The organism is Frankia sp. R43, assembly GCF_001306465.1.
GTDB classification, from domain to species: Bacteria; Actinomycetota; Actinomycetes; order Frankiales; family Frankiaceae; genus Parafrankia; species Parafrankia irregularis.
Genome location: NZ_LFCW01000002.1, coordinates 740,517 through 759,293, shown reverse-complemented (window position 1 = coordinate 759,293; position 18,777 = coordinate 740,517). Strand labels below are relative to the sequence as shown.

The 18,777-nt window shown below is 73.1% G+C and carries 15 protein-coding genes; 9 read left to right on the top strand and 6 right to left on the bottom strand.

Translation table 11 applies throughout. The features are described 5' to 3' along the window. The first annotated feature begins 60 nt into the window (after positions 1-60). From ACG83_RS11190 to ACG83_RS11170, 5 genes are all read left to right on the top strand, one after another. Positions 61-1,116 carry a phosphotransferase family protein gene (locus ACG83_RS11190; protein ID WP_054566075.1) on the top strand — a complete coding sequence of 352 codons (1,056 nt, stop codon included), beginning with the start codon at positions 61-63 and terminating at the stop codon, positions 1,114-1,116. A 380-nt stretch (positions 1,117-1,496) separates the two neighbouring features. After that, positions 1,497-1,811 carry a zf-TFIIB domain-containing protein gene (locus tag ACG83_RS11185; RefSeq protein WP_200931299.1) on the top strand — a complete coding sequence of 105 codons (315 nt, stop codon included), beginning with the start codon at positions 1,497-1,499 and terminating at the stop codon, positions 1,809-1,811. A 211-nt stretch (positions 1,812-2,022) separates the two neighbouring features. After that, the gene (locus ACG83_RS11180) at positions 2,023-2,901 is read left to right on the top strand and encodes a rhomboid family intramembrane serine protease (RefSeq protein WP_054566074.1); all 879 of its coding nucleotides are present in this window, start codon (positions 2,023-2,025) and stop codon (positions 2,899-2,901) included. A gap of 152 nt (positions 2,902-3,053) precedes the next feature. After that, positions 3,054-4,358, top strand: a complete 1,305-nt coding sequence (locus ACG83_RS11175; RefSeq protein WP_083473143.1) for an MFS transporter — start codon at positions 3,054-3,056, stop codon at positions 4,356-4,358. Positions 4,359-4,802: 444 nt separating this feature from the next. Beyond that, entirely contained in the window at positions 4,803-5,498 is a 696-nt protein-coding gene (locus ACG83_RS11170; RefSeq protein WP_054566073.1) for a response regulator transcription factor, read from the top strand. Between the two features lie 110 nt (positions 5,499-5,608). On the opposite strand, the gene ACG83_RS11165 is transcribed toward ACG83_RS11170, so the two are convergent. Beyond that, positions 5,609-7,633: a GAF domain-containing sensor histidine kinase gene (locus ACG83_RS11165; protein WP_054566072.1), complete on the bottom strand. Its 2,025-nt coding sequence runs from the start codon at positions 7,631-7,633 to the stop codon at positions 5,609-5,611. Between the two features lie 769 nt (positions 7,634-8,402). Here ACG83_RS11165 and ACG83_RS11160 point away from each other — a divergent pair. The 4 genes from ACG83_RS11160 (at position 8,403) to ACG83_RS11145 (ending at position 11,693) form a co-directional block, all read left to right on the top strand. Further along, the gene (locus ACG83_RS11160; RefSeq protein ID WP_054566553.1) at positions 8,403-9,137 is read left to right on the top strand and encodes a cysteine dioxygenase; all 735 of its coding nucleotides are present in this window, start codon (positions 8,403-8,405) and stop codon (positions 9,135-9,137) included. Positions 9,138-9,289: 152 nt separating this feature from the next. Beyond that, positions 9,290-9,652: a rhodanese-like domain-containing protein gene (locus ACG83_RS11155; RefSeq protein ID WP_054566552.1), complete on the top strand. Its 363-nt coding sequence runs from the start codon at positions 9,290-9,292 to the stop codon at positions 9,650-9,652. 694 nt (positions 9,653-10,346) lie between these two features. Further along, positions 10,347-10,715 (top strand): WhiB family transcriptional regulator, encoded by a 369-nt coding sequence (locus ACG83_RS11150; protein WP_054566071.1) that lies wholly within the window; start codon positions 10,347-10,349, stop codon positions 10,713-10,715. Positions 10,716-11,141: 426 nt separating this feature from the next. Further along, positions 11,142-11,693, top strand: a complete 552-nt coding sequence (locus ACG83_RS11145; protein WP_054566070.1) for a histidine phosphatase family protein — start codon at positions 11,142-11,144, stop codon at positions 11,691-11,693. Between the two features lie 109 nt (positions 11,694-11,802). On the opposite strand, the gene ACG83_RS11140 is transcribed toward ACG83_RS11145, so the two are convergent. From ACG83_RS11140 to ACG83_RS11120, 5 genes are all read right to left on the bottom strand, one after another. After that, entirely contained in the window at positions 11,803-11,994 is a 192-nt protein-coding gene (locus ACG83_RS11140) for a hypothetical protein (RefSeq protein ID WP_369812870.1), read from the bottom strand. A gap of 69 nt (positions 11,995-12,063) precedes the next feature. Next, positions 12,064-13,584 carry a trehalose-6-phosphate synthase gene (locus tag ACG83_RS11135; RefSeq protein WP_006540382.1) on the bottom strand — a complete coding sequence of 507 codons (1,521 nt, stop codon included), beginning with the start codon at positions 13,582-13,584 and terminating at the stop codon, positions 12,064-12,066. Between the two features lie 457 nt (positions 13,585-14,041). Continuing rightward, positions 14,042-14,305, bottom strand: coding sequence for a hypothetical protein (locus ACG83_RS11130; RefSeq protein ID WP_006540381.1), 264 nt, complete (start codon positions 14,303-14,305; stop codon positions 14,042-14,044). An 82-nt stretch (positions 14,306-14,387) separates the two neighbouring features. Continuing rightward, complete coding sequence (locus ACG83_RS11125; RefSeq protein WP_235497885.1) at positions 14,388-15,665, bottom strand: hypothetical protein; 1,278 nt, start codon at positions 15,663-15,665, stop codon at positions 14,388-14,390. After that, entirely contained in the window at positions 15,649-18,660 is a 3,012-nt protein-coding gene (locus ACG83_RS11120; protein ID WP_054566067.1) for an FtsK/SpoIIIE domain-containing protein, read from the bottom strand. The genes ACG83_RS11125 and ACG83_RS11120 overlap by 17 nt, the downstream gene beginning before the upstream one ends. Positions 18,661-18,777: the final 117 nt, after the last annotated feature.

The window sequence follows — 18,777 nt, the reverse complement described above, 5'->3', positions numbered from 1 at the left end:
CCCTCTCACGGCGCGCGGTCAGGGCCGCCACAGGCCCGGGTCGACGATGGAAAAGGCTCGATGAGCACCGGTCACACCGAGCGCGCCCGCCTGCGCGCCACACCACGGACGGTGGACGCGGGCGAGCTGACCCGACCGGGCGGGGAGGTCCTCACCGACCGCAAGGGCCGGCACGTCGTTCGCCACGGTGACATCGTCGTCAAGACCCACATGGCCGAGGAGGCCGCGGGCCCGCTGCTGGCCCGGCTGCGCCTCGCCGCGGACCCACGGCTGGCTCCGCTGTTCCTGCCCCCGCTGCGTCTCGGCACCGGGGACGGGGAGGACGGCGGGCCGGGCATCCAGGGTGGGCTGCTCGCCACCGTCGACGGCCGGCTCGTCACCGCCTGGCCGGCCGCGACGGCGCTGGGCCTCGCCGAGGTCGAGCGGGACGTCGAGGCCGCTCCCTGGGAGGCCGCCGCCGAGCTGCTCGCCCGCCTGCACGCCACGGACCTCGCGGCCCTGCACCCCCTGACCGTGCCACCCGCCGCGGTCTGCACCCGCCTGCAGCGCGCCATGGACCACATGGAGACCGGGCTCTCGAACGCAACCACGACCACAGGCGAAGGATCGGCCAGACCCGTGGCCGCGGAGATCCTCAGTCTCGCCGAGGACGTCCGTGGCGCGCACGCGGCACTGCCACCCTGGCTGCGGCAGGCACCGAGCCGGCCGGGCAGGCGGGTGGCGCTGATCCACGGCGACTGGCACCTCGGGCAGGTCGTCCGGGCGCCCCGCGAGCCGCATGCCGCCGCCGCCGACCAGTGCTGGCGGATCATCGACATCGACGACCTGGGCTGGGGCGACCCCGCCTGGGACCTGGCCCGCCCGGCCGCGTGGTTCGCCGCCGGCGTGCTTCCCGGCGCTGTCTGGTCACGCTTCGTCGACGCCTACCGGGGCGCGGGCGGGGTCGCCCTCGGCTCCGACCCGGATCCCTGGGCGGCGGTGGACGGACCGGCCCGGGCGGTGACCGTGCAGTACGCGGCGGGCGCGATCACCGACCACCTGCTGCGCGGCACCCCGTTCGACGAAGGAGCCGGGGCCTTCCTCGACTGCGCCCGCCGACTGGCCTCGGGCACCTGATCACGAAATGCCGAGCGCGGGGATCCCTCGACGCCGCGCCCTGTCACCTGCCCGACGTCCGACGACGCCCGGGGCCCCGTTCACGGACGATGGACTCCGCCGGAGCCGGACATCACAGCGTCTGACCACCGCTCGGAACGAGACTGGTGCGAGGTCGGTGCGAGGCGACGGCACCGTTTTCACTCGGCCTGGTCCAGTCGGCCTGGTCCAGTCGGCCTGCCGACGAAGTGCGGACCTCGCCTCTGTTGACCATCGACGGATAATCTCTCGCTGGTCCTCCGCGCCGAGGGCCCGCCCGGAGCGACCCCTGGCGATCGCAGGTGAGCGCCGTGGCGTAGCTTCCGCCCCACGGCGCGACTGTACGCATGGAAAGGGTAGGGATGAACTACTCTGCTGGACATGGCCTGGTATGCCCCAAGTGCCATGGCGCGATGCGGACCTACACCCGTAGTGGAGTCCAGATCGAGCAGTGCGACAACTGCCGCGGGATCTTCCTGGACTACGGCGAGCTCGAGGCCATCACCCGGCTCGAGTCCCAGTGGTCGCAGCCGGCGCCCCCGCCCGCGCCGATGCCGCCGCCCGGTGGCCACTACAGCCAGCCTGCCTGGGGCTCGCACGGCCACGGCCACGGCGGCTACGGGCACGGTTACGGGCACGGGCACGGGCGGCTCACCCGCCTCCTGTTCTCCTCCTGAGACTGCTCTCGCCCTGGAACCGTTCTCGTCCTGAGACGCCGTGCCCTCCCCACGAGCGCGTCCCCGTGCGGACGTCCCCCGTGGGAGGGCGGGCGTCAGGGCCTGGCGGGGGCGGCTGGCGGCCCGCGCGCATCCCGGCACCTGCCCGCCCGGCCATCGCGATGGTGGATGACGATGCGACCGACTCGATCGGGTACGGCAGGATGACGTCGTGGTCATTCCGATTCACGACATCAACCCGATGCGGCGCAGACCGGTCATCACCTGGCTGCTGATCGCGGCCAACGTCGTGGTCTTCGTGTTCTTCACGCCCATGGTCAGCTCGGTCGCCGGCGTGCAGGCCTCGCGCCCGCAGAACGTCTGCGAACAGCAGCGCTTCTACGCGGAGTGGGGCGCGATCCCCAAGGAGCTGCTCACCAACAAGCAGCTCCCGTCGGCGGCTTCCGGGCGGCTCACGGTGGACAGCCAGGGGCGGGTCGGGTGCCTGGTGGAGTCGCCGGCGACGTTCCACAAGTCACCGGTGCTGTCCGCGCTCAGCTCGATGTTCCTGCACGGAAGCTGGCTGCACCTCATCGGCAACATGCTGTTCCTCGGCGTCTTCGGCAACAACATCGAGGATCGGATGGGCCGCCTGCTGTACCTGCTGTTCTACCTGGCCTGCGGGATGGCGGCCGCCTACGGCTTCGCTCTTTTCGAGGGCCAGACCACCGACACCCTCATCGGCGCCTCGGGCGCCGTCGCCGGGGTACTCGGCGCCTACCTCGTCGTGTTCCCGCGCGCCCGGGTGATCGGCCTTGTCTCGGTTCTGTTCTTCCTGCCCTTCTGGCTGCCGGCCTGGATCGTGCTGGGGTTCTGGTTCGCGTTGCAGTACCTGTACTTCACCGGTATCGGCGTCTCCGGTGGCGGGAGCGTCGCCTACGGCGCCCATGTGGTCGGCTTCGTGCTGGGTGCCGTGCTGGTGGCCCCGTTCGTCCAGCGCCTGCGCGCCGCAGGGCCCTCGCCCCGTCAGGCGGCGCAGCCGCGGTGGGTCCGGGAGCCGCCCGGCCTCGGTGGGACGCGTCGTGCGTCCCGGCCCCGCCACCGCGGCTGAGACGAGGGCTCCCACACGTAGACGCCAGACGCCAGACGCCGCGGCCGGAGCCCCCGCCGCGTCCGACCGGCCGCCACACCTCTCCGGCCGCTCAGATGTGGCACAAAACCGCTGGTCATGGGCCTGTCTGATGGGGCAGTGTGAATGCGGTCATGACCACCGCATATCACCGCGCCCTGGCGACCCCGGGCGCCGTCCGCTTCGTGCCCGCGGCGTTCATCGGCCGGCTACCCATCGCGATGGTCTCCGTCGGAACCGTCCTGTTCGTCCAGGCCAGGACGGACTCCTACGGGCTCGGTGGCGCGGTCGCGGCGACCAGCGCGGTGGGTGAGGCCCTGCTCGCACCCCGCCTCGGGCGCGCGCTCGACCGCTTCGGGCAGGCCCGGGTGCTGCTCGCCTGCCTGGCCTGCCATCTGGCGGCCATGGCGACGCTCATCGCCACCGTGGCCGCCGGCGCACCCCACCCGGTCTGGTTCACCGCCGCCCTGGTGGCCGGCGGTTCGCTGCCGCCCGTGGCCGCGTGCTCCCGGGCCCGCTGGAGTGCCCGTCTCTCCGGGGACGAGCTGCTCGGCACCGCCCTCGCCCTGGAGTCCGCGCTCGACGAGCTGGTCTTCGTGCTCGGGCCGGTCCTCGTCACCATGCTCGCCGTGCTCGTCACGCCGGCGGCCGGGCTGATCGCGGCGATGGTCTTTCTCACCGCCGGGACCACGGCGTTGGTGTTCCTGCGGGACACCGACCCGGGACCACGCGATGCAGAGATCACTACAAGGCCACGAATGCTGCGCGATCCCGGAACTCGTACCGTGCTCGTGGTCTTCTTCTGTATCGGTCTCGCGTTCGGCGGGGTGGACGTGTCGATGGTCGCCTTCGCCCGCGAGGAGGGCCTGGCCGCGGTCGGCGGCCTGCTGGTCGGCCTGTTCGCCGGCGGATCCGCCCTCTCCGGGCTCGTCTACGGCGCACGGGCCCAGTCCCGACCGCTGCCCGACCGCTTCCTGCGGGCCGCCACCTTCATGGCGTTCGGCATGACGCTGCCACTCGCCGGCGTGGCCCTGCCGCTGATGATCCCGCTCGCGCTACTGGCCGGGGCCACCTCGTCGCCCACGCTGATCACCGGAAACGCGCTGGTCGAGCGTCTGGTGGACGCCCAGGCCCGGACCGAGGGCTTCACCTGGCTCACCATGGCCGTCGTCAGCGGGCTCGCGGCCGGCACACCCGTCGCGGGCATGCTCGTCGACAGCGGCGGCGCGCATCACGGGCTGCTCGTCACCGCGGTGGCCGGCCTGACCATCGGCATCGCCGCACTGCTGGGGCGCCGGGCCATCGCCTCGCGGCATGGGTCCGCGGCATCACGGCCGGGCGTCGGAGCCACCCAGCCCGCCGCCACCGCCCTCGACGGCGGCGGGGCAGCCCCGCCAGGGCGACCACCGCACTGTGACCACGCCACGATCGCACGGTGATCGAAGGGCGACCAGCGGCAGTCGGGCAGCGATCGGACATCTCAGAAAAAGCGATGGATAGGCAATCAAAGAGCGACACCGGCCGGATCGGTGACCGCACCGGCCGGCCGCCTCCCGTCGAGCCCGCCCTCCAGCCAGAGTGGATCGGGCCGAACCAACACGAACGCGACACGCCTGGCGACGGGGTCGGCGCCGGTCCGGAGCACCGCCCCACAACGGCCGAACCCACCGGAGTCCCCGATCGGGAGAGTTATAATCTGCGTGCTGCACGTGACATAAGGCGACGGTCCTCAATGAGCCCCTTCCATCGTCGACTCTGTCCTGTGGCTACGGCCCTGCGGCTACGGCGCTCGACAAACGTGAGACGGAATTGGCTCAACGATGGCGCGCGCCCTCAGCGATGATGACGGTCTTCAACGACGGCGGGGTCGGGCGGAGTCAACGGTGGCAGAGCTAACGACGAGCAGTCCCGAAACCGGCGCGTCACCTGCCAGGTCGTCGCGCCCGGGGTCGATCCGCGTCTTCCTCCTCGACGATCACGAGGTCGTGCGCCGCGGGCTGCGCGACCTGTTGTCCGACGAGGCCGACATCGTCGTCGTCGGCGAGGCGGGCCGCGCGGACGACGCGATCGCAGAGATCATCATGCTGCGGCCCGACGTGGCCGTCCTCGACGCGCGCCTTCAGGAGGGCAGCGGCATCGAGGTCTGCCGGCACGTCCGCTCCCACGCCCCGGAGATCGCGTGCCTGATCCTCACCTCGTTCGACGACGAGGACGCGTTGTTCACCGCCATCATGGCCGGGGCAGCGGGCTACGTCCTCAAGCAGATCCGCGGCAACGCCCTCGTCGACGCGGTGCGTCAGGTGGCGGCAGGGCAGTCCCTGCTCGACCCGGCGGTGACCTCACGGGTGCTCTACCGGCTGCGGGAAGGTCCGGTCGAGGACGAGCGGCTCTCCGGCCTCACCGACCAGGAGCGGCGGATCCTGTCCCTCATCGCGGAGGGGCTCACGAACCGCCAGATCGCCGCGCGCATGTTCCTGGCCGAGAAGACCGTCAAGAACTACGTGTCGAGCATGCTCGCCAAGCTCGGTATGGAGAGCCGGACACAGGCGGCGGTGTTCGCCACCAAGCTGTCGACCTGACCTTGACCCACGCCGTGCCCCGGCCCGTACGGTCGACCTGGCACACGCTCTCCTAGCCGGGGCACACCACCGGCTCCCGAGCGCACGGCCACAGGGCGCCGCGCGGGCGCTCAGAGTGCCCCTGGGGCTCTGTCGCCGTGGTTTCCGGGGTCCACCGCGCCGCCCGGGGTCGCGACACCCGGAGGCTGGGCCGTGCGGCCCAGCCGGCTCAGCGCCCGCGGCACCGGAACGGGCTGAACCAGTGGGACATGCCACCGCACGGTGGTCCCGATGCCGCCCTCCCCCGGGCCGAACTCCATCCGGCCGCCCAGGTCGAGCGCGCGGCGGCGAAGGTTCGCCAGGCCGCTGCTGCGGGAGGCACCCCCAGGGCCACAGCCGTCGTCGCGCACCTGAACCGAGACGTCCGTGTTGGTGACCCGTACCAGCACCTGGATCCGGGTGGCCCGAGCATGGCGAGCGATGTTCGACAGCGCCTCACGGATGGCTGCCAGCAGATGCGGGTGGATCACCGTGGGTATGCCGCGGTCGACCGGGCCGTCGATGCGCACGGTCGGCCGGATGGCGAGCGCCTGTTCGGCCTGGGCGACGATCGCCGCGATCTCCGCCCGCAGGTCGACCGCCCCGGAGGCCGCCGTCAGCGAGAAGATCGTCTGTCGGATGTCGGCGATCGTCTGATCCAGCTCGCGGACGGCTGAGGTCAGCCGGGCCGCCGCGGCGTCGTCGATCACCCGCGACAGCCCCTGGATCTGCAGACCGGTGGCGAACAGCCGCTGGATGACCACGTCGTGCAGATCCCGGGCGATGCGGTCGCGTTCCTCGAACACGGCGAGCCGCTCCCGCTCGCGCTGCACCCGGGCCATCTCCAGCGCGAGGGCCGCATGCCCGGCGAACGCCGCCGCCATCTCCAGATCGAGGTGCTCGAAGACGGCCACTCCCGGGGGTGCCGCAAGCACCAGAAGCCCCAGCGGCCGCCCCGCCGCCAACAGCGGAACGATCATCACGGCGCCGATCTCGAGCCCGTCGACGACCTCCCCCAGCAGATCGCGGGCGGCGGGGTCCACCCGCTCCGGCGGGATGATCCTGGCCCGGCCGGCCTGCATGACGCCGAGCAGGCCCGTCGACTCGGGCAGGCTCCGCCCCTGCAGGCTCTCCGCGCCCGCCCCGTCGGCCACCGCGATCTCCAGCGGCACCGCGAACCCGTCGCCGTTCGCACGCGGCACACCCGACGCACCGGACGCACGCGGGGCACCGGACGGATCGGAGGCGTCCGAGGAACCCGAGGAGCCGTACGCACCGGGCACACCGGGCGCCGCCGCAGGCCGCCACGGGCCGGTCAGGGCCGGCCCGGCGGCGCCCGGGCGGGCGGTGCGCGCCGGCGAGACGATCGCGGCCAGGCGGGCCGAGGTGACCTGCCTGGCCCGCCGCGCGACGAGCCCGAGTGCCTCGACCGGCTCCGCCACCGACAGCAGTGCCGTGGTGATCTCGGCACTCGCCGTGAGCCACGCCTGACGCCGCCTGGTCGCCTCGTAGAGACGTGCGTTCTCGATGGCGAAGCCCACCGCGGCGGCCAGTGCGCCGACGAGGTCCTCGTCCTCCTGAGTGAACTCCGGGCCGCGTTTGCCGGCGAGGTACAGATTCCCGAACGCCTCGCCGCGCACGGCGATCGGCACCCGTAGGAAGGTCCGGAAGCTGCAGCCGCCGGGCGGGAAGCCGAGGGCCTGGGGCGACACGACAACCGTGCCTGTGACCGCCGCGGCCGGCGCCGGATGCTCCCCGGCGGGCTCGCCGATCAGGCCCCGCCCACGCGGCATCCGGACGATGCCGGCCGGGACCTCGTCACCGGTCCCACCGCCGCTGATCAGGTCCGTGATCTGACCGTCCGGGCCCAGCACCCCCAGCACGCCCAGCTCGCAGTCCACCAGCGAGCGCGCCGCCTGTGCGATGCGGTGCAGGGTGACGGGGAGACTCAGCTCACGGGCGACGTCGACGACGGCGTCCAGCAGGCCGCGCATGCGGCTCTGCACCGTGAAGGTCTCCCCCGTCGGCGTCGTCGGCGGGCCGTGTGCACTCCCGCTGGAACCAGCGCTGCCCGCCGAGGCCACGAGTGCGTCCGTCCCCGAGCCGGTCTGGACCATCTCGCATCTCCCGTCCACAGGCCTCACGTGACGATAACCAGACAGGCGCCGGTCTGGGACACTGCCGGGTGTATCGAACGAACTGCGCCCTGCCACGAGACCGCACCGCGTTGGCGTACAGTTCACGCATGGCCGCCTCTGGCTTCCTTCTGCACAGCGACCGCGTGACCGACCTGAGCAGGGTCGTCGCCGCGGCCTGTATGACCCGGGCCTGACTTCGCAGGCCGCGGCGTAACGCCGCGCAGCCTGCCCTCAGGTCCGACACGGCGCTGCGCCGCCTCGTCGCCCCCTGGCAGCTCCTCGCACCTGCGGGTTCAGCGCGACGACGAGTGTGCCGCCGCGGCCCGCGTGGCAGCGTCCGCGTTCCGCTAGCCCTCCGACCTCTCCCCACGGTGACCTGCCGCGGGCAGGGCCGCCCCACCTGCGGCCAGCCCCCGTCGGCGGCTCCGCGGGCGGTGGCCGGCAGGCCGTAGCCCTGGCAGGGCGAGAGCGACGAGACCGCCCGAGCACGGCGCAGGCGGTCCCAGGCGTGGCTGCGGGGTAGTTGCGGAGCCGCACGTGGCTGCCAAAGCGCCCACACGCGGCACACACTCGCGCCTCACCCCGCTCCGGACAGGCCTGCCCGTGGCCGCGCGCCTGCCGTCCGGCGCAACCAGGCCCCGCGCCCATGAACGTTCCGGTCGACGCCGTGCCCCCGGCCGATCCGCAGACGCCTCACGGTGTCCTCCAGTGGTCCGTCGCAGCGGCGACGGTGTTCGAAGGAGCTTCGATGCCCCTGATCCATCCCGCCCTGCTCCAGCCGGTCCAGCCCGCGTCGACGGCGCCTGCCGCCACCCGGGCCGGTGTCCCGTTCGTGCCCGAGCGCTTCCTGGTCGACGAGCCGCGCGAGCTGGACCTGCCCGAGCTGCGTGACCTGGTCGCCGGCCTCGCCGCGGCCGAGCACCTCTGGCAGCCCCTGGTGCGCCACGATCCGCGCCGGCGCTGGTACACCCGCCTGGTCCTGTCCGGCGCCGTCGAGGTGTGGCTCATCGGCTGGTGCCCCGGCCAGCAGACGGACATCCACGACCACGGCGGCGCGCTCGGCGCGTTGGCGGTCGCGGCGGGCGTCCTGGACGAGGACGAATGTGGTCGGGACTGGAGCATCTCCCGGACCCGCCGGCACGGCACCGGTGCGGTGGCCGGCTTCGGCACCGACCATGTGCACCGGATCGTGAACCGCGGCCAGCTGCGGGCGACCACCATCCACGCCTATTCACCCCCCGAGCTTCCGCTGCGCTATGCGCCTCGCCAGCTCGCCCCTCTCGACCAGCCCGTACCGCTCGACCAGCCCGTACCGCTCGACCGGGCGGACGTCGCACAGCGCGGTGCCCGGTCAGCGGTCGTCGCCGCCGGTGCCGGCGCCGGGGCGGCACGGGTCACGACCGCGGCCCCGCCGGCGACGGACCCGTTCGCGCCGCGGCCCCGTGCGGGCCACCCCCGCCTGACGTCCGGGATGTCGGTGTGAGCGGCGGCGGTGTGAGCGGCGGCGGTGTGAGCGGCGGCGGTGTGAGCGGCGGCGGTACAGGTGGCAGCGGTGGCGACGACAGCGGCAGCTGCAGCGCGGCCGGCGGCGGCCTCGGTGTGAGCAGTGGCGCGAGTGGCAGCCGCATCGACGCGATGCTGGCGGCCGCACGGGCCCGACTGGATCGGCTCACGCCCGACGAGGCCGCGGCGGCCGTTGCCGCCGGCGCCATCCTGATCGACATCCGGCCGGCCGCGCAGCGGGCGGCCGAGGGCGCGATTCCGGCCGCCGTGATCATCGAGCGCAACGTGCTGGAATGGCGTCTCGATCCGACCTGCGAGGCTCGGGCCGCCTTCGCCACCGGCGACGACATCAGGCCGATCATCATCTGTTCGGAGGGCTACACCTCCAGCCTCGCCGCGGCGGCGCTGCTGGATCTTCAGCTGACCGCGGCGACCGACGTGATCGGCGGGTTCCACGCCTGGGCCGCGGCGGGCCTGCCGATCACCCGAGGCTGACGCCGGACGCCCAACGGCGCCCGTACCCCTGTGTGGTCCTCAGCACATTTCGGCCCCCGCCGGCCGCCGATCTGAACTCCGGGACGGCGGCAAGTCCCCCTTTACCTGCCGGCAACCGGAGCCCGACCCGGCAGCGGATCAGGTAGATCAGGCACCCCTATACGTCACGGCGACCCCACCCGGCACCCAACAAATGATCTTGCTGGCCACCCAAAAAGCCTGCATGACAGGAACATTCGCAGACACGAGACCTGCAGCACACGTCGGACCAAAGCAGTTACATGGTTACGGGGAGCTTGAGAGGGTGAGACCCGCGGCCACGTCAGCCGACGGATCATCGACCTCCACAGAGGACCGGACGTGGGCGTTTCGGAACCCTTGCTATCCGCTCGAGAGAAGTCTACGTTCCTCGGTTAACGAGACGAGACGGGCCCGTTTCCGTGCGGGAGACCGGAACCTTCCGGTCGCACCACATGGACGGGCCCGGGGGCTCTCGGCTTGTAGCAGGTAGGCCCCACCACCAGTCCGGCGTCTGGCGCAACGCCGGGTATTGCCTGTCCGCAGCGCACCTGTCCGCCTTTGCAACGTCAGCAGGAGACGGTATGCCCACGATGCCCGGCATGCTACCGGTCGGTAGCCCCGCCGAACCCATGTCCCCGCCGCCGTCCGACTCGGTCCGGACGGAGGTCGCACGATGAGCGCCGGTGTACCCGTTCTGCCTGGTCGGGACCTGCCGCCGCAGCCGTTCGGCGAGGGCTGGCCGGTCTACTGGCGCCAGGATGCCGCCTGCCGCGACGGCGACCCCGACGCCTTCTTCCCGCCGGACGGGCGTAACACCAAGGCCCGCGCCGCCGCCGAGTCCCGCGCCCGCAAGATCTGCTCCGGCTGTCCGGTCCAGCGCGCCTGCCTGGCGACCGCGATCTTCCGTCAGGAGGAGCACGGTGTGTGGGGCGGGCTGACCTCGGACCAGCGCTCGACCCTGATCCCCCGTGGCCGGCTGAACGCCGACGACGCGCTCGCCGCCGCCGACCGCCTGCTGCTGACGATCTCCGTCGCGAGCTGACCCCCGGCTGGCCGCCCGTCGGCGGGCCAGCCCTCGGCAGGCCGCAGCACCGGCCGGCCGACCTTCCCGGCAACATCACACGCCCCGCGACATCACACGGCCCGATCACTTGGATGGTGATCGGGCCGTGGTCGTCGTCCCGGCAGCTCCACCGCTGTGGGCACCGTATGTGGGCACCGCAACGGGCACCGCAATTGACGAGGACGTCCGGATGTCGGCAGTCTGCGAGTCGTCGCGGCGAACCTGGCTCGCGCGGGGATCGTTCGAGCTGTGACGGACGGGAGGAGCTGACGTGTCCGGTGCCGACGGGGATCACGCAGGGATCACGGGCGGATGGCGTGACCCGGCCGCTGGCGGAACCACGCCGGCGTCACCGGGGCGGTCAACCCTCCACACCGGAGCCGCCCCGCACGCCGGAGTCGCACGGTGAGACGTTCCCCCCGCCTGTTGCTGCTGCGGCACGCGAAGTCCGATGTGGCGACCGACCCGACGATGCGCGACCAGGACCGGCCGCTCTCGCCGAAGGGCCGTACCAGCATCGCGCTGATCGCCGACCACCTGGTCGCCGCCGGGCTGGAACCCGACCTGGTGCTGTGCTCCTCCGCGGTGCGCACCCGGGAGACGGTCGCGCATCTCGCACATGCCCTGCCGAGCAGCGTCCCCGTCCTGGTCGAGGACCAGCTCTACCTCGCCGAGGCGAACGACCTGCTCATGCGCCTTCGCCAGGTCGATGACGGCGTGCCCTCGGTACTCGTCGTCGGCCACAACCCGGGCCTGCACAGCCTCGCGATGGGCCTGCTCAGCCCGCCGGAGCGGCACCGGGTGCCGACCTTCCCGACGGCCGCGCTTGCCGTCCATGACCTGACCGTGCCACGGTGGAGCGAGATCGGACCCGCCTCCACACGGCTGGTCGACTTCGTCACCCCACGCTCGCTGCGGGAGGCCGCCGGCACGCCCGAGCAGGCCACCGACGTCTGATCACGAGCCCTGGCCGGGAGCCGGCAAGGCAAAGCCGGCGCCAGGGCGGAGGCTCACCTCCGGTCCGGCGCCGGCCGGCCTGGCACGACGACGCGGGTGGGCCGGCGGTCTAGTAGGCCTGCTCCATGATGTTGGAGACCAGAGCCAGACCGGCACCGGCGACCAGCGCCACCGCCGTCCCGATCCACAGCGGCACCGAGCCGAGGATCAGCGCGAGGGTGCCCAGGACAAAGCCCACGATGAGGATGTACACCGCGGCCCAGGACCCCATGTTGGCCTTCACATGACCGGTATCCGACACGTCCACTCCTGTCTCGACCATGGCACACATGCCCGACCTCCCGCCGAGCGTACCCGCATGGGGCACGACTCAGCCGAATCCGGCCAGGTGACGCAGATCCACCAACTGGTCGTTGAGCCAGCGCCGGACATCGTGGGTGCGGACCTGCTCGGCCGCGGCCGCCAGCCTGCGGTGGCGTTCGTCCATGGGCATGACCAGGGCCTCGTAGAGGGCGTCGGCCATCTGCTGGACGTCGAACGGGTGCAGCGTCACGGCGAACTCGCCCAGCTCCTCGTGCGCGCCTGCCATCTCCGACAGGGCCAGCACGCCGCCGCGCCGGTTGACGATCGCCACCTCCTTGGCCACCAGGTTCATCCCGTCCGCGATCGCGTTGACCATCAGCACGTCGCAGATCGAGTAGGCGCCGACCGCGAGGGTGAAATCCTCCACCATGCGCAGATCGATCGGCTGTCGCCCCTCCTTGGTGTGCCTCGCGTTGATCTCCGCGACGACGGCGCCGATCAGTGCGATGTAGTCGGCGTACTCCGGGACGTCCGTGCGGCTCGGCTGGAGCAGTGCCAGGAAGCTCACCCGCCCGACCAGCTCCGGATGCTGGTCCAGCAGCGTCCCGAAGGCCAGGAAGCCGCGGACCACGTTCTTGCTGGGGTCGGTGCGGTCGACGCGCAGCACCAGCTGGCGGTCGTCGTCGAGGAAGACATAGCGCAGCATCGCGACGTGCGCGGCGACCTCCTCGCTGGCGAGGGTGGCGTCGAGCGCGGCCGGGTCGACCGAGATCGGGTAGTAGCGCGCCCGCACCGTCCGGTCGTTGACCTGGACGGTCAGCTCGTCGAGGTTGATGGGCAGCCCGAGCAGCTCGCCGGCGCACAGGACGAAGTTCCGGGCGTAGCGACGGGTGTGGAAGCCGACGACGTCGCTGCCGAGAAGACCACGCAGGAGACGTTCACGGATGTCGCCCGGCAGCACCCGCCACTCGTCCGGCCCCGGCCAGGGGATGTGGACGAAGTGGGTGAGCACGACGTCCGGGCACTGTTCGCGGACGTGCTCGGCGACCAGGTAGAAGTGGTAGTCCTGCAGCAGCACCAGCGCCTTGCCGCCCCGTGACTGGACCTCGTCGGCGACCGCGTCGGCGTAGGCGCGGTTGACCGCCGCGTAGCCCCGCTCGAACGCGTCGTGCTCGGCGCGGGTGAGCACCGGCGCGAGCGACCGCCCGTACAGACCATGCTGGATGAACCACAGGATCGGGTTGGACCACACGCTGTAGAAGTCGGCGTAGGCGGCCGGGTCGGTCACCACCAGACGCACCCTGATCGACGGGCCGTCCGGGTCTCCCTCCACCGCGTGGGGGAAGGGCTGGGTCTGCACCAGGATCGCGCCGCCATCGTTCTCCGCGGCGACGGCGGCGTCCTCGGCGGTCGCCGCGCCACAGACCCAGACGGCGTCATCCAGATGCTCCGCCAGGCCGGACAGGGCGGAGACCAGCCCGCCGGCACCCCGGTTGACGGTTCGGCCGGACGTATCGCGATCGAAGCTGACAGGACCTCGGTTGGACAACAGAACCAGCGGGAGATCGAGCAGGTCGATATCCGACACGGCAGAAGGAGCCCTCCTGGTCGTCATGGTGCCCGGCTGTCGAACGGCAGGCACTCGGCCGGCAATGCGGACACTGTCGGCCGGAGCCCACCGAAGGGTCGGGCGCACGGGACAACCCGGACTGTAGTGAGCCTGGAAACCGGATGCACCGCGTCGCCGCGTGGCTGGAGAGGTGTTACCCGGAAATTCGTCCGGTCACCATATCCACACTGCCCGTGCAAGGATCGGCTTCGGTCGCGCCGAGGCGAGCCCGTTCGGCACAGTACTGCGCAACACCTGGTCAGACGTCCGCGGGCGATCCCGCCGAGCCGCCTGCGGGCCGGCGGGACCCGGTGACTGCCCGCAGCCGCGATGTGCCCTACGCCACGATGTGTTCCGCGCCACGTTTTCCGCGTGTTCCGCGTGTTCCGCCGAACGTGTTCCGCGCCGGACGCGATCGCGGCCTACTTTCTCCTGCCTACAGGGTGTCCCGGTAGACCTTGACCTCCTGGACCGCGGACCCGAGCGCCGCGAGCGCGTTCTCCAGGCTGTCCCGGGTCTCGACCAAGGCGCTGGTGAGCTGTTCGACGGCGAGGTGCTCACTGCCGTCGGTCGCCGCGACGACCATCGCCTGCGCCTCCTCGATCATGTTCAGCGCGCCCTCGAGCTGGCCCGTGACCTCCTCGGTTCGCCGGAACGCCTCGTCGAGCTGCGCCTTGACGTCGGCGATCGTCCCTGCCACCGTGCACTCCGTTCCTTCAGCCGATCAACGTTCCGTCAGCCGATCAACGCCCCGCCCACCCGGCGACGCCGCCGCCGGCCGCTCAGCTCCGTCTGCTCCGGCCGCCACCGGCCGGACCCGCACCCGCACCTGTGCTCGCGCCGGCGCCCACGCCGAGCCCGAAGCGCATCGCGAGCGCGAGGCAGGCCAGGGCACCGATTGTCCCCGCCGGCTCGATCGGCACAAAACGGAAGGTCGCGAGAACCGCCACCCCCGCCGATCCCGCCGCGAGCAGGGCCGAACGCGCGGCGGACACGGCGGACGCGTCCGCGCTGGCGACCACCGCCACGGCGCCGAGCGCCCCGGCCGCGACCAGGCAGGGCAGCGCCGGCGCCTCCCCGAACACCCGGGCCGCCACTGTGAGCGCACCCGCAAGCACGCAGACCAGGGCCACGATCAGCCCGCTCGACCCGGTGGGGACCCCCTTGGTGACGGCCCGAAGCTCGGCGGAGCGGGACATCACCTCCAGGCACAGGCGGTAGGCCAGTTTCCTCGCCCGCTCCGGGTCGACGAGGTCGTCGGCACCGACGAGCCCGTCGGCGGGTGCCTGCGAGCGGCCGCGGCCGCCCTTCCCGCGGCCGTCGATCCCACCGCCATCGATCGAGGCCGCCGCGCCGAGCCGCTTCTCACCGGGTAGCGCGACGGCGGCGCGGGCACCACGACCACCGCGACCGCGACCGCTGCCGAGCCCGTCCAGGTCGCCCGCGTACTGCTGGTAGACGGCCTCGACGTCGGGTTCGGTGCCCTCCCGCGGTCGCAGCTGGTCGAGGCCGTCCAGCCCATGCGACTCCAACGACCCGCCGACCTGGGACCAGACCACGGCGACCCGGGAGCGGATGTCCTCGGCCGCGGCCCGGTGGCGACGGGCGAGGACGTCGTGACCCTCCTGCCGTTCGGCCAGCCGTTGCGCGAGCAGGGCCCGCACCGTGTCGGAGGCGCCCATGAGCTCCCGGTAGCGGTTCGCCGCAACCAGGGGATGATCGACCGGCACCGGTTGCCCGGTCGCCGGGGGAACCAGCGCCACCGGATGGCTGCCCGGCGCCGCGGCGGCAGGCAGCGGCCTGACGTGGCCGCCGGGCGGCTGGGTGAACTCCATCGCCATCGCGGCCGACGCCGACGCCGAAAACACCGGGGAGGGCACCGGCGAGGGCACGAGGTGCCGGCCCGGCAGCTCGGCGAGGCTGTAGGCGGACGCGTCGTCGGTCACCGCGCCGGGCTCCCCGTCGGTCACCGCGCCGGGGCCCTCGTCGTGTTCACCTCGCACGCCGTCCCTCCACCACTCGTCGTCGACCTCCGCCACCCCGTCAGACCGCCGTCCCATTGTCAGCACCGGACCGGGTCTCAAGGGGTGCGAAGGGGACAACCGTGCGGGGTTCGGCCTGGACGTGCCGGTCGAACAGCACGGCCCGGTTCGGGGTCGTACCGGCCGTGACCGGACGGTGCCCGGCCAGGCCGAACAGGTCCCCCCCGGGCAGCCCGGTGGCGACCCAGGCGGCGATGTCGTCCCGGTGCCCGGGCCCCAGGTCGTCGGCGAGCCGGGACGGGGCACGCCACCAGCCCAGCAGGTGCACCCCGACCGCCGGGCCGCGGCGCGTCAGGGTCCGCAGATCGTCCAGCCCGGACCGCCGCGAGGCGTCGTCGCGCGCCTCCAGGCCGGCCCGGCCCGCGTCCAGGGCGAAGACGACCAGCAGCCGGGTGGTCGACGCGGCACCACCCTGCCCGGCGAGCGCCGCCTCCTCGCGGGCGCGGATCTCCGCCCCCGCGGACGCGAGGACCCCCCGCAGACCGGTCACGTCCGTCACATAGGTCGGATGGCCCGTGCGGCGCAACGCCGACGCCAGGGTCTCGGCGGCTGCCACCGTGGCCGGATCCACCGCGACGATGTCGACGACGAGGCCGCCCGGCGCGGTCTGGGCACCGACGGACACCGCCGCCGCCTGCAGCATCCCGACCGCCTCCCGCCGCAGCGGGCCGAGCACCGCCAGATGACGGCCGGGCAGCCGGGCCAGCCGCACGCCCACCGCCGGCGGAGCGAGATCCAAAGGCACCCCGACGAACGCCAGCGGATCCCCCGCCGAGCCGTCGACCGAGCCGTCCGCCGGGAGCAGCGCGGTGCCGGAGCCGTACGCGGCGCCGCCCCCGGCGGGATCACCCGAGGCGGGCACCGGCCGGCCGGCCAGTGCCTGGAACGCCGGGTTGTCCTCGAGGACGGCCGGAGCGTGGCCGACGAAGACGCGCGGTGGGCGCATCGCCGGAACCGCCCGGACCACCATCGCGCTCAGCTGGTCTCGCAGCTCGGCCAGCACCGCCGGGTCGGGGTAGGCGACGCGGACGTGCTCGTTGCCGACGGGGTGACCGTTGCGCCGGTTCACGATCGCCTCACCGACCCCGGACAGCGCACCCGCCGCCTCGTTCGCGGTCGACAGCAGCACCCGCGACTCGGAGATGGACGTCCGCAGCGCGACGCGCAGCGCGAACTGGCCGAAGATCGACCCCCGCTTGCCGGCCGTCGCGTCCAGCGCGTCGATACCGGACAGCGTCTGGCTGGCCAGCAGCAGGTGGATGCCGTAGGCCCGGCCCTGCCGCGCGAGCACCTCCAGCAGCGAGACCGCCTCCCGGGCGACCGTGTCGAGCGGAGTGAGCATCACCTGGAACTCGTCGACGACGACCACGACCCGCGGCCAGGGTGAGCTACGGTCCGCCGCGCGCAGCCCGCGCAGGTCACGGGCGCCCAGCGCGCGCATCGTGACGGACCGCCGCTGCATCTCGTTGCGGGCCGCGCGCAGCACCGCGACACCGAACTCGCGGTCGCTCTCGATGCCGACGGTGTCCGCGTGCGGAAGGAAGAACGGGTCGCCCGGCCGCTGCGCGAACTGGGCGAACTCCAGGCCCTCCTTGAAGTCGAGCAGGTGGAAGCGCAGCTGGTCGGGACCGTAGCGGGCGGCCAGCCCGTAGACCACGTCGAGCAGCAGCGTCGACTTGCCCGCCCCGGCCTGGCCACCGACGAGGCAGTGGACCGTGTCGTCGTCGAAGGTCAGCCCGACCGCTCCGTCGGGGCCGTGCGCGACCGGTACCGACACCCCGGCGGAGCTCTCGTACTCCCAAAGCCCCGGCGGAAGCAGGCCGCCCAGATCCGGACCGCGGACCACGGCCTGCTCCACCCCGGCGACCACCCGGGTGGTGACCTGGGCGACCACCGACATCGGAGGCGCGTCGTCCAGCGCACAGCCGAGCAGGCCCGACATCGACGTCCGCCACCCGCCGGGCATGACCGCGCCGACGTCGCCCGGGTCCCCCTGCAGCTCCACCGCGGTCACCGTCTCGGCCCGGGGCAGGCTCGGCACCCCCCGGCCGCCCGGGGCGTCCGCACCCTCCTCCGCCTCGACGACCGCGATGATGTGCACCCCGCAGGACGGCCCCTGGGCCGCCACCGCCTCCAGCGTGCGAGCGGCCTCGTCGGCCAGCGGCGGCAGGCCCAGCAGGATCAGCAGCCGCCAGGGCTCGCCGCGGGGCACGCCGGCGTCCTCCCGCTCGCGCAGCGAGTCGAACCGGCCGCCGAGGCGGTCGACCGTGATGCGGCCGACCTCGGCGGACAGCTCCGCGAGGGCGGCCTCCAGCCGCGCCCGGGAGGTCAGGGTGGGCCCGACCACTCCGTGGGCACGCAGCGGCGCGAAGCCCGCGAGCCCCGCGCCGAGCTCGTGCGGGTCGTAGACCGTGACCCGGACCGCGCCCGGCGACGCACTCGCGAGAACGCGGGTGAGCAGACCCCGGACGAGGCCCACGGCCTCACCGCGGCGCTCGCGGGTCGTGGTGATCTGGAGGTTCCCGGCGTCCAGCAGCGGCACCGCCAGCGGCACCTCGACCGGTCGCCCCCCGCGCGCCAGCGGCGGAACGAGGATGCGCCCGAGCCGCCACAGGCCGGGCTGCCCCCCAGGCCCGATCACGGGGCCACCGAGGCCGGCCGGACCGGCCGCGCCCGCGGGGCCGGCGGCAGCTGGGCCGGCGACGGGTGCGGCGACGGATGTGCTGTGCCACTCGGGTGCGTCCCAGCCGGCACCGGCGAACGCGGGCGCGTGGCGCCGTGCGAGCGACGCCGCCTCGCTCAGGGCGAGCCGGACGCCCTCCAGACTGCCCGCGAGGTCGGCGGCCGCCTCGTTGATCGTCTCCGCGTCCAGCGTCACGGTCGCGGCGGACGGCCCCTCGCCGGCCTCGAGCCGCGCGGCCTGCTCGTCAAGCCGGTCGGCAAGCGAGAGGACCACCCCGAGGTTCTCGGAGATCCCGGAGACGAGCAGGCGCGCTCGCCGTGTGCCCGACACGCGACCTCCTCGCGACAGCTGTGCTCCGCGTCCGCGGCAGGCGGCCGACGGCCGTCGCCCCGCCGCCGTGCCCGAGACACCACGCTAGCGACCGCTCCGTCACATCGTGCCGTTTCA